Source organism: Acinetobacter sp. 228 (assembly GCF_048147885.1).
Genome location: NZ_JAYWYV010000015.1, coordinates 47,204 through 71,682 on the forward strand (window position 1 = coordinate 47,204; position 24,479 = coordinate 71,682).

Genomic DNA, 24,479 nt, shown 5'->3' on the forward strand with positions numbered 1-24,479 from the left:
TATAAACAGAATAATTTTAAATGGAATACTTTTTAGACACAAAATTTGAGATTTTTTACAAGTCTCTGATTGTATAAAATTTATAGTTTTATGTTTTTATTTGCATAGGCTGATCGTTTTTTTTGTAGCCTGTTTAAGCTCAAGGTTTTGTAAAAAATGGGCAAAACCTGCAGTAATTTTTGAACTGAGACGACTGCTAGTCGTAACTCTGAGCTGATTTGACCAGACAATCTGGGCGCCAGCTTCTTCTAAACGATGGATGAAGTCAACATCTTCATGACACTCCATTTGCTGAAAACCGTTAACTTTCACATAAGCTGAAGCTTTAAAACACAGGTTTGCGCCATGAATATGCCGATGCCCCATCCTGTCCTGATAATGTCTCAGGTAAGCCTGACGGGTCTTGTGACTTAAATGATCCCATTGATCCAGCTCCACCACGCCACAAATCGCATCGGTCGGTTGATGCTGAGACATGACCTGAAACCAGTCACATTGTACGTATGAATCGGCATCGGTACAGCAAATCCAGTCACAGCCCTGTCCGATCATCTGCTGAACACCCAGATGACGCGCCTTGCCTACATTTCGAAAGTCGCAGCTGATGGCCTGAATACCCATTTGCTGAACTTTAACTGCGGTATTATCGGTACAATTGTCCAGGACCACAAGAATCTGGATTTCAGGAAGATTTTTTATTGTTTTAAAGTATTGAAAAAAATAAAGTTGGGCTGATTTTAACGCCAGCAGGCAGCGTTCAATATAAGCTTCCTCATTACAGGCCGGAATCACCACACCGATTTTTTTCATCTTAAACCCTCCAGCTCTGCCACGGATTGCGCTGTATTTAACCAGAGATCCACTAAAAAATCGGAGTCCTGTAAACTTAAATGATGTGTATAGTTTAAATGCGCATTGAGATATTGATGGATATCTTCACCATTAAAACTATATCCTGAGATTGGCGTACGCCAATGACAGCTCAAGATACATCCCCCGGGTTCCAATGCAGTATGCAACCATGTCAGTACCTGGTCCAGTGCAGTGGGATTCAGATAATATAAAATCTCACTGACCACAATGAGCTGAAATTTCTGTTTTGGCAGGTTATCGGGCACGATACGCTGTAAAACCTGTACATGCGGATAAGTGTGTAAACGTTGCCGGGCTAACTGGATCGCAGTATCGTTAGCATCCAGACACATTAAGCTATCGGTGCGCTGCGCCAGTTCCTGACTAAAGACGCCATTGCTACAACCAATCTCAATTGCAGATTCAAAGCGCAACTGCGGCAATAGTGCCAGACAAATCTGCCGTTTGCGCTGTTCATACCAACGCTGTTCATATTGCCAGGGATCTCCCTGATTCAGGGCATATAGAGCATCGAAATATTCCTGATCATAGGCTGCGTTACTGTTCATACAGATACACCTCCCAGGGTTGTAAAAGACGTTGCAATGCCTGCTCTGGCAGAATAGCGGCTTGTTCTGTGGTAGGATCAAGCTCGAGCTGACTCTTAAAACATCGCGCAGCTATAGATTTATATTGCAGTTCTTCTTCAGTTAATCTGAGTTGGTGAGCGACGCTCCAGGGAATTCTGGTATCTCCAGGTGTTGCCCAATGCCATGCCCAAATCAAGACCTGAATACAGGGCAAATGAAGTTCAGTGGCCAGCTGCTGTGTGACCTGCCCTGTAATTTCATGATCTGGATGCCCATCATGAACAAATGTGGTAATTAACACGTCATTCGGCTGCAGATAAGATTGCAGGTGCTGCAGCAACAAATCCCGCTGTTCGGCCACCTTGCCATCCTGAATGTCTAAAGCGATCCGCAGAATATTCTGTTTTAAAGGTAACGCTTCTAAAGCTGCTCGCGTTTCAGCAGGACGAATCTGGTTCAGCTCTTCGGCAGTATACAGACTAGAGCCGGGATGACTGGCTGTCCCGTTGGTAACGGCAAAAAGTACGATTTGATATCCAAGTTTGTCCAGGCGCTGAATCAGACCTCCACAGCCCAAAATTTCATCATCAGGATGAGGGGCAATAATGCAGATTCTGGCATCCGGTGGAATAACCTGAGGAATATCGAATTCCGGCATCTGTTGCAAAATTTCACAGGTACGCCATTCTTCCAGCCTTGTGCCTTCACCATGGATGACACGATCACCCACAATCTCATGTCTTATAATGTCCATAGTGCTTCCTCCTGTGCGCTTAATTCACCAATTCGCTCCAAATCAAATGCGGCATGACTTTGACGAATAAATACCGGAAGATCTGCTGCAAGCCGGGCGAAATGCGGATGCTCACAATACGGCGCAGCCCCAAGAGCCTTACCCACATGGGTAAGCACGTTTAAAGCCGTTGCTTCAACCTGAGCACGCAGACTGCGAATGTTTAATTCATGTGAGTATTGTGGCTGCTGATCAATTAATTCAGCAACTTGATAAAATAAGGCTTGTGTTGCTAGAAGCTCCCGACTGATTTCACCAAGATACATGGCTTTATAGGCATGCGGTTTGACCAAGAATGTCTGCCTTAAATACTCAGCCAAACGGACAGTTGCGCCATACCAGCACGCGGCCACACCTGCGGCACCATGCCAGAATCCGGGCCGATCCAGATAGGCATCCGGAGCTGCGACTTTTTCTACCTCGACCTGATCCAGTTCTAGTCTGGCAGTTAAAGTATGCTGCATGCCCACTGCCTGCCATGCATCCTGATAATGCTGAATGCCTTCTTGCTGCAGATCCAGAATCAGTAACTGGGATTGTTGTTGCTCATCACGGTAAGTGAGCAGGCCGTGTTGCACCCAGACCGATGCAGAACACCAGGGCTTAATTCCGGTGAGATTTCCTGCTTCCAGCTTTAAAGGTCGGGGGCCACCTTCTGCTGCCCATACTGCCCATAAGCCTTTTTTCATGACTGGAATATTCAGTTCATGCAAAATGGCCAAAGCATCTAAATGCGATTCAAACAGTTTTCCCAAGCTCAGATTACTGGCTGAGACCTGGCTGAGTATCTGCCAGCGTTTTAAGGTGGCTCCGGAAGCGGGATAAGGCACCTGATCGGAAATCGCCACCAGTTCCATTAAAGTGTGCTGAATTTTTTCTTGTAGCTCCAGAGGAGAGTTTTCAAATCTTTGTAATATTGAACCGAGGTTCTGCATGCGGTTCCTCATAAAATACGGATAATGTTGTTGTGTTTTTAAAGTCAGTTAATGAGAAAGCTTGCGCATTTGTTTTAAACGTGTGGTCAGCCCTAATACCTTACGCCGTGTATTAATCTCTTCTTCATTGAAACAGAGCTGTTGCATCAGTTCAGTTAGAGGCAAATGATTATGCTCAATGAGATAGATATCCTGCTCTCTGCTCCATTTGGTTTGTTGTGCTTGAGCCAACAACTTTTTGACATCCGGTCTCACCATCTCTTCATCCATTTTAAAACCATCAGGATAGAAGCCGGAGCCTCTATCCTCTAAAATATAAATTAGATCGTTTAGGCAGGAATTGCTTCTGCAATCGCTTCACGCGCCCAGACACGATGGTTCAGGATCAAAGTCTTGAAGCTATCTTGTACTGCTGCAAACTGTCCGTTTGCCAGAGTTCCTTCATCGCTAACCAAGCGTAAATGTTCAATCAGCTTGCCTTTATCGCCCAGGAACACGATTGGTTTTAAATGCTTGTAGGCTTCCAGCAGATAATGAGTCGCCACACCATCTTTCATCACCACATCGTAATTATCACCGTCAGCAATCACCACAGCATCATAGGCGATGGATGGCTCGGCTTTTTGCATACCATCGGAAGGAATCACCCCACCTTGCAGACCCAGTACCGGACCCGGTTTTGGAGTCAGTACATCGACCACAGCCCCTTCTGATTCTGCCCAGGTTTGAACAGCTTTGATACTGGCCTCATTGGCTTTATCGTGTACCAGCAGGGCAATTTTTCGTGCCTTAATATCTTCAGGTTTAAATGCCTCGAAAGATAAGCGTGGTGAAATCTGCACATCCGGTAATTTCGCAGCTTTTTTCTCTGCCGGAATTTCAATACCCAATTGATCAGCCACTTGTTGAGCCAAGTCCAGATCGATATTGCAGAGCACTTCCAGAACTTCACGCTCACGAATATATTTGCGCTCCACCTTGCTCAGCTCAAAGACATAGGCATCGACAATGTGCTTTTGCTCATGTGGCGCCTGGCTGCGGTAGAAAAGACGGGCCTGACTAAAGTGATCGCTGAATGATTCGCTACGCTGACGGATCTTGTGTCCATCAATACGTTCCTGATAACTTTCAAAGCCACCGCCTTGTGCTGCAGGCGGAGTTTCAGCCGGCCAGTTATTATCAATCGAATTCGGCTCATAACTGGCTTGACCGGTATGTACAATACGCTGATGTAAACCGTCACGCTGGTTATTGTGGAATGGACAAACCGGCTTGTTAATTGGGATCTGGTGGAAGTTCGGACCACCTAAACGGCTAAGCTGAGTATCGGTATAGGAGAACAGACGTGCTTGTAATAATGGATCATTGGTAAAATCCAGTCCTGGCACAATATGTCCCGGACAAAATGCCACCTGCTCGGTTTCACCGAAGAAATAATCGACATTCCGGTTCAGCACCATTCTGCCAATCGGCGTCACCGGCACCAGCTCTTCCGGAATAATCTTGGTTGGATCCAGTAAGTCAAAGTCATATTTCATTTCATCTTCTTCTGGAACGACCTGTACACCCAGCTCCCATTCCGGATAGTTACCGGATGCAATCGCTTCATATAAGTCACGACGATGGAAATCCGGATCTTTACCTGCCAGTTTTTGTGCTTCATCCCACACCAGTTGGGCGAGACCCTGTTTTGGGGTCCAGTGGAATTTCACAAAAACTGCTTTATTCTCGGCATTGATAAAACGGAAAGTATGCACACCAAAGCCTTGAATGGCTCTTAAATTACGTGGGATGCCTCGATCCGACATGGCCCACATGACCGCATGTGCAGATTCAGGAACCAATGAGACAAAATCCCAAAAAGTATCATGCGCAGTGGCACCGGTAGGAATCTCGGTCTGTGGTTCAGGCTTGACGGCATGCACGAAATCCGGGAACTTGATGCCATCCTGAATAAAAAATACCGGGGCATCATTCGCCACTAAATCAAAATTACCTTCTTCAGTATAGAACTTGGTGGCAAAACCACGAATATCACGTACCGTATCTGCTGAACCACGCGGGCCCTGTACGGTAGAAAAACGCACAAATACTGGCGTTTGCACACTGGTATTGGTCAGGAAGCCTGCCTTGGTCAGTTTTTCATTCCCCGGATAAGCCTCAAAATAGCCATGTGCGCCGACACCGCGGGCATGCACAATACGTTCTGGAATTCGCTCATGGTCAAAATGGGTAATTTTTTCCCGAAGAATAAAATCTTCGATCAAGGTCGCACCGCGAACGCCTGCCTTGAGACTGTTCTGGTTATCGGAAATTTTAACCCCTTGATTGGTGGTGAGTGCCTGCTCGGTCGCATCACTACGATATACATCGAGCTGCTCACTTTTTTTATTGGTATTTTGTTTGTCTAAACCGTCTTTACCAGTCGCGGGGCTATTGGCCTTAATTTTCATGATGTATTCCTTGCTGAGCTTGAGTTTAGTGCAGATATTTTTGGTCTATCTCAAAGTCGCTTGAGCTGATATTTTGCATGGCTTGACCAGTTCATCTTCATCCGTAAGTTAATCGTCTACAGCTTGTCGCAGTCTCACATTTCATCTACTAAATGTACTGACTGGAAGATTTTTGACTTTTAGAGATTTGACTTGCAGAAATGCTCATTGGTTTCGCCTGTGTCCTAACATAACTGTATTTAGAAGCGAGATTTATTATTGTTTGTAGTCACTTATTTAATTAAGGCAGTGTTGTGTTATTTTTTTATAAACTCTCGCTTTATTTATGTTTTAAATTTTCACATAAACCATTTATTTAAAATAAGATATTAGAAATACTCCAATGATGTGGGCAAGTCGGATTAAGTATAAGAATACGTGATTTTACTCATAAATCAGCACTCTAGATTATTATACTTCTGAAATGATAAAGACTTTTTAAAGCATCCATTTGCTTTAAAGAATTAACTCGTTAGCTAGTAAACGTGATCAAAATGGTCATTTTTAAATGGTTACACTCCTACGTCTCACTTATACATAATGACTAAACTTTATGTCTGCATACTCATCTAATATCTATAACTTATAACCACTTAAATCGATCTCCTCATAGAGAGATCAACTATCCAGTTATAGGGATGACTTCATCTTCTGACTCAGGTTTTTGAATCCATCCGAATTTATTCTCATACACCATATCGCATTAAGTTTTAAGGAGTAAGAGCATGGCCTCTTCTAAAAAAGAATCTAAAGCAATGAAAATTGATATCGGGATTTCTCATGATGATCGCGCCAAAATTGTCGACGGTTTGTCCAGACTCTTAGCAGACAGTTATACCCTGTATTTGATGACTCATAATTTCCACTGGAATGTCACCGGCCCCCAGTTCAACAGTCTGCATAACATGTTTATGACGCAATACACTGAGCAGTGGAATGCACTGGATATTATTGCTGAACGTATCCGTGCTTTGGGTTTCGCAGCACCAGGCACCTATAAACAGTTTGTAAAACTTACCTCCATTCAGGAAGTCGAAGGTGTACCCACTGCTGACGAAATGTTGCGTTTACTCGTAGATGCACATGAAACTGTGGCACGTACCGCCAGAAGTATTTTTTCAACGATTGAAGAGGCAAATGATCAGCCGACAGCTGATATTCTTACGCAGCGTCTGGAAGTGCATGAAAAAACGGCCTGGATGCTCAGAAGCAGTCTGGAGCAATAGAGCCAGACTGAATCAAATGAGAAGCCCGGCTTATTTCACAGGATGAAGTAGATATTTAACAGAGCACCCTAAGTGCATAGGTATGCTCTAACGTTTTTATTAGTTAGATTTATTGATCCTAAGTGACTAAAGCGGCTGAAAAGAAAGTAGCCTAAAACAAGGTGATCAAAATCAAACCGTCAAAATCTTAAGGATAGGATGTAGGCACTCGCCTGCATCCTTTTTAACCAGTAGGTTGTTTCCAGATTATTTCATTCTCAGCTATGGCGATCATTTTTTGAAAGCTATAAATCTGAAATATCTTTTCTCGCTTCAAAAAATTAGCTCTCCTGGTTCCTTGCAGTACAGCTTAATCTTGAGGAGAATTGCTCGAATCACTTTCAATCCGGCCATCGACCAGATTAATGGTACGGTCACAAGTGGCTGACAGGCGCGGATCATGCGTCACCAGAAGTACAGCACAACCACGTTCACGATGCACTTTACGGAACAGCTCAAACATGTCAGCCGCAGTCTGGGTATCCAGATTGCCTGTAGGTTCATCTGCCAATAATAATGCCGGCTCAGTGATCAAGGCTCGCGCAATGGCTACCCGCTGCTGCTGTCCTCCCGAAAGTTCATTCGGTTTACGTTCAGCAAATTTTTCCAGTCCTACTGCGGCCAGCAAATCTCGTGCGCGTTGCAATGCCTGCTGATTCGGCTTGCCTTGCGCCATCATTAAAGGCATTAAAATATTATCCATTGCACTAAAGGCTTGGATCAGGTGATGAAACTGGAATACAAATCCGATGCTGGTGCCACGCAATGCAGTACGGGCGGCATCATCCATCGCGCTGGTAGGCTGTCCCAATAAATACAGTTCACCACTTGTCGGTTTATCCAGCAACCCCAAAATGTTTAATAAAGTACTTTTACCAGAACCCGAAGGGCCAATGAGTGCAGCAAAGTCATTGCGATCAATGCGCAGATCAATGCCATGCAAGATCTCCACCTCATTCGGCTGGCCAATATTATAAGATTTTCGTAGTGCTTCCAGACGTAGGACTTCTTCAGCTTGATTAGACATGACGAATCGCCTCCACCGGATCAAGTGCCGCTGCCCGACGTGATGGTACTGCCGCAGCCAGCACCCCTGTTAATGTCGCCAGCAATAGGGCCAACAAGACCAGTTCAATCGAAATTGGAATATAGAATAATCCCGGACCAAAGTTATTAAATACCCAAACCAGACCATAACTGACCACGCTTCCCAGGACTGAACCAAGCAAGCCAAAGATTGCCCCCTGAAACAAAAAAACCCTCAAAATTTGTGATTGGGTCGCGCCGGTTGCTCGTAAAATACCAATCTCCCGGGTGCGCTGTACCACACTGACAGACATGACGCTGGCAATACCGAACGCAACCGAAATCGCCACAAAGACAATAATCATATTGGTGGATAGACTTTGGGCAGTAATTGCATTCATAAGCTGCGTATTGGTTTCAATCCAGCTTTCCGTCTTCAACGAAGTCAGGCGCGCGACTTGTGCTGCAACCTGGTCTGCCTGAAAAATATCATCAATGGTCAGATCGATGACTGTTATTCCGCCCGGCAGGGAGAGCAAAGACTGCGCCTGCTTTAAATCCAGATAAACATAGCGAGCATCCAGATCACGAACCCCGAGTTCGAATATACCGGCAATATTGACCACAGCGCTGTTCTGCTGACCGGTATCCAGTCGCAGCTTGCTGCCGACCTGTACACCCAGATCTTTGGCCAACTGACTGCCAATCAATACATCATCTGCACCCACTCGCAACTGTCCGCTAATCAGATATTCTTTTAAGGGAATAATCTGCTGATAACGTTCCAGATTCATTCCGACCAGTGCCACCGACTCAATCGCATCACCGCGCTGAACAAAGGCAGGCCCTGACACAACCGGTGAGACAGCAGTCAACACAGGTAACTGGTCCAGAGTTTCGGTAATCTGCTGCCAGTTATTAATCGAACGCAGTCGCTGTGCCCGTTTATCTTCTTGCAACAATTGCACAGTACCCGCAGGAGGCGACACCACCTGATTGACTTCATCTGGTGACAGCAGACGGATATGGGCCTGGGTGCCTAGCGTACGTTCAATAATATTTGCTTGCAGCCCCTGAATCAAAGCAGTAATGAATACAATTACAGCCACGCCTACCGCGACACCAACAGTGATCATCAGAGATTGTGCCCGGCCCTCGCGCAAAAAACTGACCGCGATTTTCCATTCGATCCAGAGCCGCCCAAGAAAATTTTTCAATCGAAATTCACCGGTAATTCATTTTTACTATCTGTATTATCATTAGCAGAATTCATCACGGAGGTTGTTTGCGGCTCTACCCGAACTCTAGCCCCATCCTTTAATGAAGAGTCTGCATTCACCAATACTTGGTCACCTGCTTTCAAGCCGGAAACTACTTCGGACATGGTCAGGCCACGCAGGCCTAAACGGACCTGCTGATGCTTTATTTTTTTATCACGAACCATTAACACCACTGCCTTATCGCCTTTGACACTGCTTAAAGAATCATTTGGAATGGCGAGTGCTCGCTCCCTTCTGGCAGTCTCGACATTGACCGAAACAGTCATATCCTGCCGAAGAAAATCAGGTACCGGATTAACAACTAATCTGACTTCTACTGTCCCGCGTTGCGGATCAATACTCGGTGCGATAAAGCTGATACGCGCCGGAAAACTCTGATCCGGATATGCATCTGCAATCACAGTAGCTGTTTGCTCTAAGGCCAGTTGTGGCAAGTTCCGTTCATCCAAGGGTACCCGAATTTCCGTATTGCCATTCAAGGCCACCGTAAATAGTGTTTGTCCAGGCTGAACCAGATCGCCAGGCTCTACATCACGTGTCAGCACTGTTCCTGCCACCGTAGAACGTATTTTTGCCTTGGCCAGTTGCGCCTGTGCCACCGCGAGCTGTTGGCGCAGTGAAGCTTCTTCAACTTGTCCGGATGCCAGGGCTTCTGCTTTCAGGCGCGCCGTTTCAAAATTGTTACGTGCGACCCTTTCTGTCTCTACCGCCTGTTCTATTTCTTCAGCCGAGAGTATGCCTACACCAGCAGCGCGTCTACGTGCTGCTTCACGGCTGGCCTGATCCAGTTGCGCTTTGGCACTGGCCAGTTCGGCCTCTGCCTGTGGGCGCTTGACCTTAGCCAAATCGGTGAGTGCCAGCTCGGCTTGCTTGACCTGGGCCAGAAGCTCATCAGATTTCAGTACCACCAACAGGTCACCCGGCTTGACTTTATCCCCCTCTTTGACTCTTGTTTCGAGAACCACCCCGGTAATTTCGCTGCCGATCTGAGTCCGTGCCACGGTCGTGACCCGCCCGCTCGCAACGACATTTTGTACCAGCGGCATGGCGCTTAAGGTATAACCAGGTACCTTTGGTCCCTGCCACCAGCGAAATAGAGCAAAAGCCAGTACCAGTATCAGCAAGACAATGATGATCAATAACTTATAACGGCCAACACGCAATTGCACATCTCCGGTTGAGAATTAAATAATTGTATATGAGTGAACAAGGTACAGGCATTTGTTTATATTTATTTAAACTTATAAAAATATTTCTAAAAACTCTAGGCTATATCGCCTTTATTTTTCTTTCATCTCTCATTTTTCAGGCTGATGTGTTGAGTAAAAGCTGTTTATTTTCCTAATCAAGTTTCCTATTCTCTCTTTGATACTACAACCTATGTATCTTTGAACAGTTTATTTTTTTTAATTTTTTTGAAAAGAATTATCTTTATAACGCTTTTAAAGCTATTTGTATCACTTAAAATTTCTGAGCGAATCAGAAGATTTCTATTTCCCATGCATTGATAGGACTTTGCTTTCTTTCTATCTAAATTTCACTCTACCTCTCCATTTTATTGAGGTTCTTGTTCGATGCTCATAGCTTGTTATAACCCTTATAAAAAATAGTTGAGCTACGTATTGAATCCGGTTTTATTAAATCAGGTAACAAAACTTTAAGTATTGAAAGTGAATATCACTTATGCCATTAAGATCTGCTAAACTTCACACAACCTTCATAACTCTAGAGTCTTGCATCTTAAAATCTTTATCCAACTGATAGTTAAAATTTTTATCTAATTAAAACAAGCTACTAAATATCGATAAATTTTTATGAAGCAATTAAACCAGTTAGCTTTCCTACAAAATGGAGCTTCAAATGAATGATTTAAATAACAATATATTATCCCGTTTAAGCCTGCTGATGATGATTTCATTATTGGCCGCTTGCAGTAGTGATAATGGCAATAACAACTATCAAGGTAATCCTCCTTCGAACCAGACACCACAGCTCTCACCTGCTGTTGGAGCTAAAATAAAGAAACAGTGTGAACAGCTCGGTTCATTTCAGTATGCCAACACCACGATTACTTCAGCTACTGCCCTGGAGGCAGGTGCTGAGACCGTTGCCAATAAACCTATTCGGGCACATTGTCTGGTGACAGGATATATGTTTCCACGAACCAGCCCTATAGATGGACAAGAATATCGTATTGGTTTTGAAATGCGTCTTCCTCTGGACTGGAATGGCCGTTTTCTTTTCCAGGGCAATGGAGGGTTTGGTGGTGAGATCATTCCAGCGCTAGGTTTTATCGGAAGTGGGGGGCCACTCACCAATGCTCTCTATGAAGGTTTTACAGTGATCTCTTCAGATATGGGCCATACGCTTGAACAAAACTCTACTTTTGGACTGGATCCTCAGGCGCGACTTGATTATGGCTATGCTGCCATGACCAAGTTAACCCCGATGGCAAAGCAGCTCATCAAGTTTAGTTATGACAAACTGCCTGACAGATCCTATGCTGCTGGACCTTCCCGTGGCGGTAACCTTGCATTAATTGCAGCTACGCGATTACCAAATGAATTTGATGGTATTTATGCCAATTCACCTCCATTTGACGTACCAGTGGCAATAGTTGCACAAATATATGATGCACTACAGTTGAGAAAAGTCGCCACCGATGTTGATGATTTAGTGACAGCTTTTACTCTAGAAGAAAGAAAAGTTGTGGCAGATGCTGTTTTAAGGCAGTGTGACCAGCTTGATGGCATTACCGATGGTATGGTGCAGGATGTGGATCAGTGTCAGACACGATTTAATATTGAGAGAGATGTTCCTGTCTGTCAGGGTGAAAGAAATGGTACTTGCCTGTCAGCAGAACAGATTCAGGTGATTTCCGATGTATTTAAAGCTCCGGTAAATTCTAAAGGTGAAGAATTCTATGTGGGTGAAGCTTATGATCCGGGTATCATCGGGCAGAAATGGGCCAATGTAAAATTGTTTTCTACTCAATATCTAGAAGGTCTTGCTAGTGCCACAGCAATTGCATTTCAGGTCCCGCCTGAGGAGGCACCTTTGCAAAATCCACTGGAATTTGCATTGAATTATAATTTCGATACCGATCTTATCAAGTTATTCAAGACAGATAGTACCTATAAAGAAAGTTCGGTTGAATTTATGGGACCACCTAATCCACTAAACCTGACTCCTCTGACTTCAAAAGGAGGTAAACTTATTGTAGTCCATGCAGTAGCAGATGGATCTACTGCCTCCATGTATGAGTCACAAAACTGGTATAAACAACTCTTGGAACGCAATTCAGCCAATATACAAAATTCCGTTCGGTTTTTCCGGGTTCCAGGTATGAACCATGTTTCTCAGGGTGTTGCTACTGACCAGTTTGATGGACTTACTGCACTGGTCAGATGGGTGGAATATGGTGAAAAACCTGATCGTATCATTGCCACTGCACGAGGTCCTGGCAATCCGAGTGGAGAAATTAATCCCGAGATTCCGTCAAACTGGGCACCAAACCGGACCCGCCCACTCTGCCCATACCCATTAATTGCACGTTATAGTGGTCAGGGAGATAGCGAAAAAGCTGAAAGCTTTAACTGTGCTCGATAGCTTCTACCCTTCACTTAAACGCTTATTCAACTGGAAGAAATAACTTTTATTTCTTCCAGTTTTAGTGAGGAATTTGAAATTCTATAGTTGTTCCACTTACACTTTGCAAGGTTGCTTCTAACTCAAGGGCATCCTGATTCAGGTACACATCTCTTCCTGTTTTATTAAATCAGGTAACAAAACTTTAAATATTGAAAGTGACTCACTTTCAGGCATTAAGTATTGCTAAAATAAGAACAGCCTTCATAACTCTTGAGTTATTACTCTTGATCTTGTTGATAATTAAAACTTTTATTTAATGAAACAGGCTATTTAAATATCAATATATTTCTATGAAGTCACTCAACCATTTAGTTTTACTGCAAGATGGAGCTTCAAATGAATGATTTAAATAAAAATACATTATCCCGATTAAGCCTGCTTATGATGATTTCTTTTTTATTGGCAGCCTGTGGTGGCGATAATGACAATGACAGATATCAAGGTAATCCTCCTTCTAATCAAACACCACAATTATCACCTGCTGTTGGAGCTAAAATAAAGAAACGGTGTGAACAGCTGGGTTCATTTCAATATGCCAATACCACGATTACTTCAGCCACTGCTGAGGCTGCGGGTGCTGTGACTGTAGCTGAAAAACCCATTCGGGCCCATTGTGTAGTCACAGGCTATATGTTTCCACGAATCAGTCCTATAGATGGGCAAGAGTATCGAATTGGTTTTGAGATGCGTCTTCCTCTGGACTGGAGTGGCCGCTTTCTTTTTCAGGCCAATGGTGGATTTGGTGGAGAACTCATTCCAGCCTTAGGTTATGTTGGAAGCGGGGGGCCACTCACCAATGCCTTATATGAAGGCTTTGCTGTGATCTCCTCAGATATGGGTCATACACTTGAACAAATTACTACTTTTGGTATAGACCCACAGGCCAGGCTTGATTATGGTTATGACTCGATGATCAAGTTAACCCCGATGGCAAAGCAGCTCATCAGGTTTAGCTATGACAAACTGCCAGACCGATCTTATGCAGGTGGCGCTTCACGAGGTGGAAATCTGGCGCTGAATGCAGCTACACGCTTACCAAGGGAATATGATGGTATTTATGCCAACTCGCCTTCCTTTGAGCCGCCTCTTTCATCAATAGCACAAATTTATGATTTTAAAGAACTCCGAAAAGTCGCTACGGAAATTGATGAGACAATAACAGCTTTTACCGATGCTGAAAGAAAAGTTGTAGCGGATTCTGTCTTAAATAAATGTGACAAGCTGGATGGTATTGTAGATGGCATGGTACAGGATGTAGACCGATGCCAATCAGAATTTAATATCCAAAGAGATGTTCCGGTGTGTCAGGGAGAACGTAATGGAACCTGCCTGTCAGCAGAACAGATACAGGTTATCGCTGCTGTATTTGATACACCTGTAAACTCTAAAGGTGAAAAATTTTATGTCAGTGAACCTTATGATCCAGGAATCGTTGGACAGAAATGGGCCAATTTGAAACTAGCACCTCTTAGCGCTTTAGATCGTAGTGCTGGAGTATTAGGCACTGTGTTCGAGACTCCACCTAATTTATTAGGATTGGAAAGACCGAATGAATATATCTTGAATTATAATTTCGATACTGACCTTATCAAGCTATACAGGACAGATAACACCTATAAGGAAAGCTCAACTGCTTTTATGGGACCACCTGATCCATTAAATGTGACGCCTCTCACTTCAAGAGGAGGTAAAATTATGGTAGTACATGCAGTAGCGGATGGCTCTACCTCCGAGAAGGAATCACAAAACTGGTATGATCAGCTTTTGCAACGTTATTCAGCCACTATACAGAATTCAGTACGATTTTTCCGGGTTCCAGGTATGAACCATGTTTCTCAGGGTGTTGCTACTGACCAGTTTGATGGACTTACTGCACTGGTCAGATGGGTGGAATATGGTGAAAAACCTGATCGTATCATTGCCACTGCACGAGGTCCTGGCAATCCGAGTGGAGAAATTAATCCCGAGATTCCGTCAAACTGGGCACCAAACCGGACCCGCCCACTCTGCCCATACCCATTAATTGCACGTTATAGTGGTCAGGGAGATAGCGAAAAAGCTGAAAACTTTAACTGTGCTCGATAGCTTCTATACTTCACTTAAACGCTTATTCAACTGGAAGAAATAACTTTTATTTCTTCCAGTTTTAATTCGGTATCTGGATTTAAACACGATAAGGCCTAGAACATTGTAGCGAGGGAAAATTAAGCAGTTTCTAATTGACCAACCTGATGATAAGCACGGTTAAAATACACCAAACTTTCCTCCTGCTGACTTTGTCTAATCGCGATGACACGACATAAAAATATACTGTGTGTGCCCACTTTTTGAATTTCTTCAATCTGGCAATCAAAGCTCACCAAAGCATCGTCTAAGATTGGAGCACCTGTTTCAAGCGTGCTCCACTCACCGAGTTTGAAGCGATCTTTAGAGTTAAATTTGCTTGAGGCAAATGCATTGGAGATGTATTCATGCTGCGTGCTGAGTACATTGACTGCTAACACTTTATTTTTCATAAAATGCGCATGTGAACGAGAAGATTGATTCATACAGACCAGCAATGTCGGTGGGGTATCAGTCACACTGCATACGGCCGATGCAGTAAAGCCATGCATTCCTGCTACACCTTGAGTCGTGATCACATTCACAGACGTGGTTAACAGGGACATTGCATTTCTAAAGTCTATTGCTTCAATCATCTCTTTCATCTCAATTATATATACGATGTGCCTGTACTCAAAGGCAGGCAAATGATCTACGGATCATTCACCCTACTCTGGTTTAGCCATGCTTCTTTTAAGCACCCAGCTCCTGACGAATAATCGCAGCTCCTGCACTAAGTGCTGCGAGTTTGCCCCGAGCCACTTGACGAGATAAAGGTGTCATCCCGCAGTTGGTTGATGGATACAGTTTGTCTGCATCCACAAATTGCAAGGCTTTACGCAGTGTATTAGCTACTTCCTCAGGCGTTTCGATTTGATTAGTCGCCACATCAATCGCACCAACCATGACTTTTTTACCCCGAATCAGCTCAATCAGATCCATCGGCACACGTGAGTTTTGACACTCAAGCGATACAATATCAATTTTTGATTGTTGCAGTTTAGGGAAGGCTGCTTCGTACTGACGCCACTCATTGCCTAAGGTCTTTTTCCAATCGGTATTGGCTTTAATGCCATAACCATAGCAAATGTGTACCGCAGTTTCACATTTCAGACCTTCAAGCGCGCGCTCTAAAGTCGCGACGCCCCAATCATTCACTTCATCAAAAAACACATTGAATGCTGGCTCATCAAACTGGATGATATCGACCCCTGCTGCCTCTAACTCAAGTGCTTCCTGATTCAGAATTTTGGCAAATTCCCATGCCAGTTTTTCACGGCTCTTGTAGTGACCATCGTACAGCGTATCAATCATGGTCATTGGACCTGGCAGTGCCCATTTAATTGGCTGCGTGGTTTGGCTACGCAGGAATTTCGCATCATCCACAAACACTGCTTTTTTACGGGAAACTTCACCGACTACTGAAGGTACGCTGGCATCATAACGGTTACGGATACGCATGGTTTCACGTTTCTCAAAATCCACCCCTTCAAGATGCTCGATAAACGTGGTCACAAAGTGCTGACGGGTCTGTTCACCATCACTGACAATATCAATGCCAGCATGGACTTGTTCATGCAAAGACAGCTTTAACGCATCACGTTTTGCTTCTAGTAATTCTGCACCTTCGAGTTTCCAAGCTGACCAAAGCTTTTCAGGTTCTGCCAGCCATGACGGTTTTGGCAAGCTGCCTGCTGTAGAGGTCGGGAGTAACTTTTTAGCTTGTAAAAGTGCCATGTCTAATCTTCTTTCTCTAAATTCGTTTATATCTAAATTCGTTTATATATGTGATCTATCAGGCAGCGTTGTCTTGCTGAGCCATTGCTACTTTAAAATTGACAGCCCATTCATCCAGAATGTCTTTATACGGCTTAATGAAGTTTTCCTCTGTCCATTTACCTTGTTTGACCGCCAGCTCCCCACGTTCAACACGGTCATAGACAATGCGAGTTAATGAATAGTCGCCATAGCTCAAGCTAGGCTGATACACCACACCTGCAGATGAATTTGTGTTGTAAATTTCAGGACGATAGATTTTCTGGAAGCTTTCCATGGTGCTGATCGCACTGATCAGTTCAAAATCGGTGTAATCGTGCAGCAAGTCGCCCGCAAAATAGAATGCCAAGGGTGCATTGCCATTTTCAGGTTTAAAGTAGCGAACACTTAAGCCCATTTTTTTAAAATATTCATCGGTACGTGAGTAGTCATCATTGGTGTATTCCACACCTAATATCGGGTGAACATTCGCACTACGGTAGTAGGTTTTCGTGGTTGAAACACTCAGGCAAATCACTGGCTGTTTATTAAATTCAGCTTTAAAGACTGCTGAATTCACAAGATGCTGGTACAGCTTGCCGTGCAGGTCACCAAAGTCTTCAGGTTTTTCATTGGCCTTACAGCCGAGTGATGGCAATACCACACTGAAATCATAATCACGTACATAAGATGAGAAGCTATTCCCGATCATGCCTTCAATGCGTTCATTGGTATGATGGTCGATAATTGTACTTTTCAAGGTTTCAATAAAGGGAAAGGTTTGACCATTGCCCTCAATATCAATTTCAGCAGAGATGATATCGATCTCCAGTGAATAACGATCACCTCTAGGATTATCAGCAGTCGCCAAGCTGTTAAAGCGGTTGTTAATCATCGCAAGTGTACGACGAAGATTCTCCTGACGGCTTTCACCACGCGCTAAATTGGCAAAATTGGTGGTTAGACGTGTATTGTTTGCTGGTTTGTAGTTCTCATCAAAACGAATACGTTTAATTGAACATTGAAATGCTGTACTCATGGAGATATGCCACCCTAAATTTTTATAAAAATATAAAAAGCTAAATTTCTGTCTGGCTTTATTTAAGCGTGAATCCCAAGATGAGTAAAACGATATAAATTCAGTTAAAGGTGAGTAAAATTCATCTAGTACATTTTTAGCTTGCTGGTTGCTTATGACTAAGCTCCCCCCCTCTGCATGTACCGAAGCTCAAATATGCATAGCCTCTTATGAACCGACTGAATGTTTTTGAAGCAGTGAAATAGGATTAACGCTTGAATATTTAATAAGAAGCCCTAGAAAAGAGGCTAAAAAATGATTATAAAATTTTGATTTATTCACTGAAGAATTTTAACAGCCAGAAAAAATTAACTGACCCCACTGTACAAGCAATTACTTTCTTTATACATGAGCAAATAGGGAGTGAAAAAGATTAAGGTAGAATAAAATACTTAATAAAATTCTTTAGATGGAATTTTTATGACGACAATTAATAAAAAAAACTTAAGTTTAAAGATAAGTTTTCATGATAACGGGGTTTTTCTTTTAATTTCAATTATAAATAGTGGAATATGTTATTATTTTTTTGGTGTGATTGGTTTAATTTTTGGTTTTACCACCGTTCTTTTTAGCAACGTGGTATATGAAGCAAAAGAAGATAAAGCTAACATAATATATATATGGTTCTTATTATCTTTAGCGATAATGGGCGGTTTTATCGGATTTTTATTAAAAATATCAATTGAATTCTATCTGTATATATTCATATTAGCTTTTTTCTACTATCTCATGTATGGGAAAGACCCGACGATAGACAGAACATTTCCTTTTATATTTATTTATTCTTGTTATTCTTGTATAGGAACCATTTTTCAAAATGCAAATATAAAAATGATATATGCTTACTTAACAGGGATTACTATCAGCTTAGTGCTACTCAGTCTATTGCGCTATAAAAAATATGAAAACGATTCTTTTAAAAATGGTTTTTTTCAAAAAGTACATATTTGACGAATGAGAGAATATTTACACGGTCAATTATATATAGTTTATTTGCTTTTTTAAGTCTCTATGTTCCCTATTTTTTTTCACTATATAAACCCTACTGGTCAGCTCTCACTTTTATAATTTTGTTAAGACCTAAAGAAATTGATATTCTAAGTAAAACAATAGATAGATTTATTGGCTGTTTGGTAGCAGTCATATTTATTATATTACTTTTCAAAGTAGTCAGCTTCAGTCACACATACTTTTATTTATTTATATTTTTAACTCTAGTCTTTATGTTGCCTAGTTTACTTAAAATGTCAAATTCAGTTAAAAGTTTTGCTACTACTCTCTTTGTTATTTTATTAATCGAAAGAACTTTCTATACCTATCATCCAAATTATTTTGTGCCGATTTCCAGAGTTTATGAAACATTTCTGGGTGGTTTTTTTGCCATTATGGCGAGTCTGATTCTGAAAAAATTGAGACAATAATTTGAGTGAAGCATTATTCAGCTATTCAAAAGAGAGAGACTAACCATAACTTGAACAAGATATAGAGCTGTTGCAATACTTCTTCTACCTTTTAATAATCCTATGTTTAATTTAAAAAAAACGAATCATTACTTCTTAAATTGCTTATTTCTTATCTTCTGCTTTGATGCTTATATTTTCTTCAACATCAAAAAACATTGATGAAAATAGATTCTTCCCTACTGATGAAGGAGTAGCATGCATGCTGGAAGATGAAAGAGAAATATTTGAACGAGATGGCGTGGTGGTTTTACGGGGCTTTTTTAAAGACTGGGTAGGTTTGCTAGAATCCGGCATAAAAGCCAATCAACAAAATCCTGGTCAATGGTTTCGTGACTATACTCCTGGACAGACCCGCGGCCAGTTCTGGGCAGATTATTGTAACTGGCAACGCATTGATGCATTCAATAAATTTGTCCAACAAAGCCCCGCAGCCAAGATAGTCAAAGCCTTAATGCAGTCTCAAAGTGTGCGCATGTTTCATGAACATGTACTGGTTAAGGGTGCAGGTTCATCCAAGGTTACGCCTTGGCATCATGATGCCCCTTATTATCCTGTAGATGCAAAGCAGACCTTAAGTCTATGGATTCCTCTGGATCCGGTAGCGAGAGAATCTGCCATTGAGTTTATTGCCGGCTCGCACAAATGGGGTAAACATTTCAAGCCACAAAGCTTTAACGGAGAATACTATGATCATGGCGACACGCCTGAAGAAATCCTTCCAGATATTGATAGCCAGCGTGAAGACTACAATATTGTCGGCTGGGCACTGGAACCGGGTGATGCGATTGCATTTAATTATCTGACCATTCATGGTGCGCCAGGCAATGCATCTACTCAACATGCAAGACGTGCAGTCTCATTTCGCTGGTTAGGGGATGAGGCAGTCTATGTCAATCGTGGCGGGAAAACTTCTCCACAGTACCCGCAATATATTGGCAAGCTCTCTACGGGTGATGCATTACCTGAAGATGAGTTTCCGTTTGTAGCCTAACTTAGCTCTCCACAAACTGTTATTTCCTCTGTTACCAATGTTCGCCTGTTTGAACATTGGTTTTTTTATTTGGATGAGGAAACATTGAATTTGATAAAAAGCCCCAATGACTGGAGCTTTTTAACTTAAGGAATGTTATTCAGAAAAGTGAATAACAGTACGAATCGATTTGCCTTCATGCATTAAATCAAAGGCCTCATTAATCTGTTGCAAGCCCATGGTATGGGTCACAAATGGCTCTAACTGAATCTTGCCTTTCATGGCATCTTCGACCATACTTGGCAATTGGCTACGCCCTTTCACACCACCAAATGCAGTGCCCATCCATTTGCGACCCGTCACCAATTGAAAGGGACGAGTTGAAATTTCCTGACCTGCCCCAGCAACACCGATAATAATTGACTGTCCCCAACCACGGTGTGCACATTCAAGTGCTGAACGCATCACATTGACATTACCAATACATTCGAAGGAATGATCCACGCCCCAACTGGTCATTTCTACAATCACTTCCTGGACAGGCTTGTCATAATCCTTCGGGTTAATAAAGTCAGTCGCACCAAACTCTGCTGCCAGTTTAAATTTATCTGGGTTGGTATCGACCACAATAATTTTGCCCGCTCTGGCCTGACGTGCACCTTGTACCACCGCCAGACCAATGCCTCCCAGACCAAACACGGCGACCGAATCCCCTTCTTGGACTTTGGCTGTGTTATGCACTGCCCCAATCCCGGTGGTTACGCCACAGCCAAGCAAACATACATGTTGAGGATTGGCTTCTGGGTTCACTTTTGCCAACGAGACTTCCGCCACCACGGTATATTCTGAAAAGGTTGAACAGCCCATGTAGTGAAAAATTGGTTGACCTTGATAAGAAAAACGAGTGGTGCCATCTGGCATTACACCTTTACCTTGAGTCGCACGAACGGCCACACATAGATTGGTTTTACCTGATTTACAAAATAAGCATTCACCACATTCTGCGGTATATAGTGGAATCACATGGTCACCCGCTTGCACACTGGTAACTCCCTCTCCTACCTGAACCACAATACCTGCGCCTTCGTGCCCAAGTACTGCAGGAAATACACCTTCAGGGTCAGCACCTGATAAAGTGAAGGCATCGGTATGACACACCCCTGTATGAGTGATTTTGACCAGGACTTCTCCTGCCTTGGGCGGTTCAACATCCAGTTCCACAATCTGTAAAGGCTGTCCTGGAGCAAAAGCAACTGCTGCACGTGATTTCATATTTGGTCCTGCTGATCCTGCAATATATGGTATCGCTGGTTTAAAAAATTAAACAAACAATAAAATTTTTATTCAAAAATTTCTCTTCACTTTTATATGAAGTTCAGATGATTGAAGCAATTCGGTTTTTTTGATTCATATGTTCTGCTTATATGATTTTCGCTATTCAACCGACCTACTTATATTGAATCCATCGAAACAGATTTGATTTTTTGTGAAGTGTCGGGCTTCCAAAAAACAAAAAAATAATCAGCACACTGTCACAGTGAGCATGAAGAAAAGGATAGAGAAAATGAAATTAGATCATTTGATGGTAGATACTGTGGTTGTGGGTGCAGGTCAGGCTGGCGTGGCAATGAGTGAGCATTTGACCCTGTTAGGGATTTCACATGTGGTGTTAGAGAAAAATCGGATTGCAGAAGCTTGGCGTACCCGTCGTTGGGACTCACTGGTTGCCAATGGCCCTTGCTGGCATGACCGTTTCCCCAATATGGAATTTAATGCCGATCCTGAGGCATTTGTACACCATGATCAAGTCGCAGAATATTTTGAAAACTATGCTAAAAAATTCAATCTTCCGATTCATACAGGTGTGACCGTTCATAAAGTTCATAAATCTGTGGGTCGCGTGGGCTATACCGTAGAAACATCAGAAGGCACCATTTACGCCGAGCATATCGTCTCTGCAACGGGTGCCTTCCAAAAAGCCGTGATTCCACCCGTGGCATTGCAAAATCCATCTTTTTATCAAATTCACTCGGACGATTATAAAAATCCTGAACAACTGCCTGAAGGTGCAGTTCTCGTGATTGGTGCAGGTTCTTCAGGTGTGCAAATTGCCGATGAGCTGAATCGTGCCGGTAAAAAGGTCTATCTGTCTGTGGGTCGTCATGAGCGTCCACCTCGTACTTATCGTAATCGCGACAACGTATGGTGGTTAGGTGTACTGGGAGGTTGGGACTTTATGCGTACCGATACAGGTCCACTCAAAGGATTTGCCGTGAGTGGTGCGCATGGCGGGATTAATGTCGATTTCCGTGTCTTGGCAAAACAGGGCATCACCTTGGTCGGCAGTACCGAATCCTTTGATGAACACACAGTGAAATTTAAAAACAACCTGAAACAGAATCTCGATGAGGGTGATGCGGCATTAATGGCTTTCTATGATGAAGCAGATGCCTATATCGCCAACAATGGTTTGGATTTACCACCTGAACCGCAAGCACGCACATTATTGCCAAATCCTGAATGCGTGACCAATCCAATCCTTGAGCTGGATATGCAAGCCAACAACATTAGCACTGTAATTTGGGCATCAGGCTTTGGCTATGACTTTAGCTGGTTACAGGTCGATGCCTTTGATGAGTTCAATAAACCCATTCAGAAACAAGGAATTTCTCCACAACGTGGTGTGTATTTCCTGGGATTACCTTATTTAACGGGTCGTGGCTCGAGCTTTATTTGGGGGGTATGGCACGATGCCAAACATATCGCTGAACATATCGATATTCAGCGTAAATACAAGGAATATCAAACCGATAAGAATTTATTGAAACACTCAGCTTAAGGACTAATGGACTGAAATGCACCTATAGAGCTTGATCGGCTGATATGTGCATTTTTTTGTTGGTCTCCACTGTAGTTAAAATTTACGTCTTGGGGGTGCTATGAACAGCATTTTAAAATCAAAAATTACCGATAAATGTGCATGGATTGGTAGTGAAATTGCAGATCAGACTGATTGGATCTATCAGCTTTCACCGCATATATTGGCTGTGCTAGATCAAGCACTTAAAGTGCTTGAAGCCAAAAACTTAAATGCGCCGGAATTTAACAAATATGATGCTTATATTGAAGATCCTGTGTTTTTAGCTGAAATTGAGAAGATCTCGAATGAGCTTGAAAATGGTTATGGTTTTATCGTGATTCGTGGTTTGAATGCCAATAAATATAGCGAAGCAGAATTGGCCAATCTGTATTATCTGTTAGGCTTACATATGGGCGATGCCGTGACGCAAAATGCACGCGGTGATTTGCTTGGTCATGTTGAAAATATCGGTGACAAGACTCAAAAAATGACGCGGGTGTATGAAACCAATGATTATTTGCCTTACCATTCTGACTTAAGCGATGTAGTAGGTTTACTATCCATACGTAAGGCCAAACATGGGGGACTGAGCAGTATTGTCAGTTCTTCAACCGTATATAACCGAATTTTGGAACAGTTCCCTGAATATTTGGGCTATTTTTACCATACTGCTTGGTACGATCATTTGGGTGAGGTTGAGCCATCTTTAACACCAGTTTTTAGTTACTTAGAAGGTAAATTGGCATGTCGATATTTGCGTCATTATATTGAACTTGGGCATGAGCGTCGTGGTATGCCCTTATCTCAAGTGCAAATTGAGGCCCTGAATATTTTTGATGAGATCAGTCATGACCCAAGCTTACGTTTGGATATGATGCTTGAACCGGGCGATATTCAATTTTGTAATAACTATTGTGTGATGCATTCGCGTTCTTCTTTTGAAGATGATGCCGACCTGAAAAAACGTCGTAAACTATTACGCTTGTGGTTAAAGATGCCAAATGCGCGACGCTTAGCCAAAGACTTCCCCGGGCGTAATGGAATTCCAAAAGATTTAGGACAAGCCGCTTAAGGTTCTGGAGAATAATAAAAAAGAGGCTGAAATAGCCTCTTTATTAAAGATCAGTTTACGAAAAGATTTGCAGTGATGTTTAAGTTTTTAAAAAATACTATGGGACATTTTTCAAATACTAGGTGTGAAACATGAAAAATTATTAAAAAAGCCAGATCGGCATATCTGGGTTTTTAACATAAAATAAACCTATGATTTAAAAAGGTAATTAAAAATATGTTATTCCCAAGTAGAAATGTCCTACCTAATAACCAAATAGAAATGTCCTATATGGACATTTCCAAGTCAAGCACA

The 24,479-nt window shown here is 42.6% G+C and carries 21 protein-coding genes; 8 read left to right on the top strand and 13 right to left on the bottom strand.

Going from position 1 to position 24,479, the window contains the following annotated elements:
• Positions 1-96: 96 nt before the first annotated feature.
• The 6 genes from VXQ92_RS11580 to katE form a co-directional block, all read right to left on the bottom strand.
• Positions 97-810 (bottom strand): glycosyltransferase, encoded by a 714-nt coding sequence (locus tag VXQ92_RS11580; protein ID WP_416681770.1) that lies wholly within the window; start codon positions 808-810, stop codon positions 97-99.
• Complete coding sequence (locus VXQ92_RS11585; protein ID WP_416681772.1) at positions 807-1,421, bottom strand: class I SAM-dependent DNA methyltransferase; 615 nt, start codon at positions 1,419-1,421, stop codon at positions 807-809. Before VXQ92_RS11585 ends, VXQ92_RS11580 begins: the two co-directional genes overlap by 4 nt.
• The gene (locus VXQ92_RS11590; RefSeq protein ID WP_416681773.1) at positions 1,411-2,196 is read right to left on the bottom strand and encodes a PIG-L deacetylase family protein; all 786 of its coding nucleotides are present in this window, start codon (positions 2,194-2,196) and stop codon (positions 1,411-1,413) included. Before VXQ92_RS11590 ends, VXQ92_RS11585 begins: the two co-directional genes overlap by 11 nt.
• On the bottom strand, positions 2,184-3,170 hold the full coding sequence (locus tag VXQ92_RS11595; RefSeq protein WP_416681775.1) for an acyl-CoA dehydrogenase: 987 nt from the start codon (positions 3,168-3,170) through the stop codon (positions 2,184-2,186). The genes VXQ92_RS11590 and VXQ92_RS11595 overlap by 13 nt, the downstream gene beginning before the upstream one ends.
• A 48-nt stretch (positions 3,171-3,218) precedes the next feature.
• On the bottom strand, positions 3,219-3,428 hold the full coding sequence (locus VXQ92_RS11600) for a hypothetical protein (RefSeq protein ID WP_004646201.1): 210 nt from the start codon (positions 3,426-3,428) through the stop codon (positions 3,219-3,221).
• Between the two features lie 71 nt (positions 3,429-3,499).
• Complete coding sequence (katE, locus tag VXQ92_RS11605; RefSeq protein ID WP_416681777.1) at positions 3,500-5,623, bottom strand: catalase HPII; 2,124 nt, start codon at positions 5,621-5,623, stop codon at positions 3,500-3,502.
• A gap of 764 nt (positions 5,624-6,387) precedes the next feature.
• On the opposite strand from katE, the gene VXQ92_RS11610 reads away from it, so the two are divergent.
• A complete protein-coding gene (locus VXQ92_RS11610) occupies positions 6,388-6,888 on the top strand; it encodes a Dps family protein (RefSeq protein WP_064095732.1) in 501 nt (166 codons plus the stop codon).
• Between the two features lie 349 nt (positions 6,889-7,237).
• Here VXQ92_RS11610 and VXQ92_RS11615 read toward each other — a convergent pair whose 3' ends face one another.
• The 3 genes from VXQ92_RS11615 to VXQ92_RS11625 are packed head-to-tail and all read right to left on the bottom strand — an operon-like array spanning position 7,238 to position 10,396.
• Entirely contained in the window at positions 7,238-7,954 is a 717-nt protein-coding gene (locus tag VXQ92_RS11615) for an ABC transporter ATP-binding protein (protein ID WP_144724633.1), read from the bottom strand.
• On the bottom strand, positions 7,947-9,170 hold the full coding sequence (locus tag VXQ92_RS11620) for an ABC transporter permease (protein ID WP_191731118.1): 1,224 nt from the start codon (positions 9,168-9,170) through the stop codon (positions 7,947-7,949). The genes VXQ92_RS11615 and VXQ92_RS11620 overlap by 8 nt, the downstream gene beginning before the upstream one ends.
• Entirely contained in the window at positions 9,167-10,396 is a 1,230-nt protein-coding gene (locus tag VXQ92_RS11625; RefSeq protein WP_416681802.1) for an efflux RND transporter periplasmic adaptor subunit, read from the bottom strand. The genes VXQ92_RS11620 and VXQ92_RS11625 overlap by 4 nt, the downstream gene beginning before the upstream one ends.
• A 697-nt stretch (positions 10,397-11,093) precedes the next feature.
• Between VXQ92_RS11625 and VXQ92_RS11630 the strand changes: the two genes are divergently transcribed.
• Positions 11,094-12,842, top strand: a complete 1,749-nt coding sequence (locus tag VXQ92_RS11630; protein ID WP_416681780.1) for a tannase/feruloyl esterase family alpha/beta hydrolase — start codon at positions 11,094-11,096, stop codon at positions 12,840-12,842.
• A 378-nt stretch (positions 12,843-13,220) separates the two neighbouring features.
• Positions 13,221-14,969, top strand: coding sequence for a tannase/feruloyl esterase family alpha/beta hydrolase (locus tag VXQ92_RS11635; protein ID WP_416681782.1), 1,749 nt, complete (start codon positions 13,221-13,223; stop codon positions 14,967-14,969).
• 119 nt (positions 14,970-15,088) lie between these two features.
• On the opposite strand, the gene VXQ92_RS11640 is transcribed toward VXQ92_RS11635, so the two are convergent.
• From VXQ92_RS11640 to VXQ92_RS11650, 3 genes are all read right to left on the bottom strand, one after another.
• On the bottom strand, positions 15,089-15,583 hold the full coding sequence (locus VXQ92_RS11640) for a flavin reductase (protein ID WP_416681784.1): 495 nt from the start codon (positions 15,581-15,583) through the stop codon (positions 15,089-15,091).
• 97 nt (positions 15,584-15,680) lie between these two features.
• On the bottom strand, positions 15,681-16,724 hold the full coding sequence (locus VXQ92_RS11645) for a methionine synthase (protein WP_416681785.1): 1,044 nt from the start codon (positions 16,722-16,724) through the stop codon (positions 15,681-15,683).
• 58 nt (positions 16,725-16,782) lie between these two features.
• Positions 16,783-17,781 (bottom strand): putative oxygenase MesX, encoded by a 999-nt coding sequence (locus VXQ92_RS11650; protein WP_416681787.1) that lies wholly within the window; start codon positions 17,779-17,781, stop codon positions 16,783-16,785.
• Between the two features lie 459 nt (positions 17,782-18,240).
• On the opposite strand from VXQ92_RS11650, the gene VXQ92_RS11655 reads away from it, so the two are divergent.
• The 3 genes from VXQ92_RS11655 to VXQ92_RS11665 all read left to right on the top strand — a co-directional run bounded on the left by VXQ92_RS11655 (position 18,241) and on the right by VXQ92_RS11665 (position 20,274).
• The gene (locus VXQ92_RS11655; RefSeq protein ID WP_416681789.1) at positions 18,241-18,771 is read left to right on the top strand and encodes a hypothetical protein; all 531 of its coding nucleotides are present in this window, start codon (positions 18,241-18,243) and stop codon (positions 18,769-18,771) included.
• The gene (locus VXQ92_RS11660; protein ID WP_416681790.1) at positions 18,768-19,241 is read left to right on the top strand and encodes an FUSC family protein; all 474 of its coding nucleotides are present in this window, start codon (positions 18,768-18,770) and stop codon (positions 19,239-19,241) included. The genes VXQ92_RS11655 and VXQ92_RS11660 overlap by 4 nt, the downstream gene beginning before the upstream one ends.
• A gap of 241 nt (positions 19,242-19,482) precedes the next feature.
• Positions 19,483-20,274, top strand: coding sequence for a phytanoyl-CoA dioxygenase family protein (locus VXQ92_RS11665; protein WP_416681792.1), 792 nt, complete (start codon positions 19,483-19,485; stop codon positions 20,272-20,274).
• A 135-nt stretch (positions 20,275-20,409) separates the two neighbouring features.
• Here the strand turns inward: VXQ92_RS11665 and VXQ92_RS11670 are convergent, their stop codons facing one another.
• Positions 20,410-21,525 carry an S-(hydroxymethyl)glutathione dehydrogenase/class III alcohol dehydrogenase gene (locus VXQ92_RS11670; protein WP_416681794.1) on the bottom strand — a complete coding sequence of 372 codons (1,116 nt, stop codon included), beginning with the start codon at positions 21,523-21,525 and terminating at the stop codon, positions 20,410-20,412.
• 292 nt (positions 21,526-21,817) lie between these two features.
• Between VXQ92_RS11670 and VXQ92_RS11675 the strand changes: the two genes are divergently transcribed.
• Positions 21,818-23,092: a flavin-containing monooxygenase gene (locus tag VXQ92_RS11675; protein WP_416681796.1), complete on the top strand. Its 1,275-nt coding sequence runs from the start codon at positions 21,818-21,820 to the stop codon at positions 23,090-23,092.
• Between the two features lie 100 nt (positions 23,093-23,192).
• A complete protein-coding gene (locus VXQ92_RS11680) occupies positions 23,193-24,185 on the top strand; it encodes a TauD/TfdA family dioxygenase (protein ID WP_416681798.1) in 993 nt (330 codons plus the stop codon).
• The last annotated feature ends 294 nt before the right edge of the window (positions 24,186-24,479 follow it).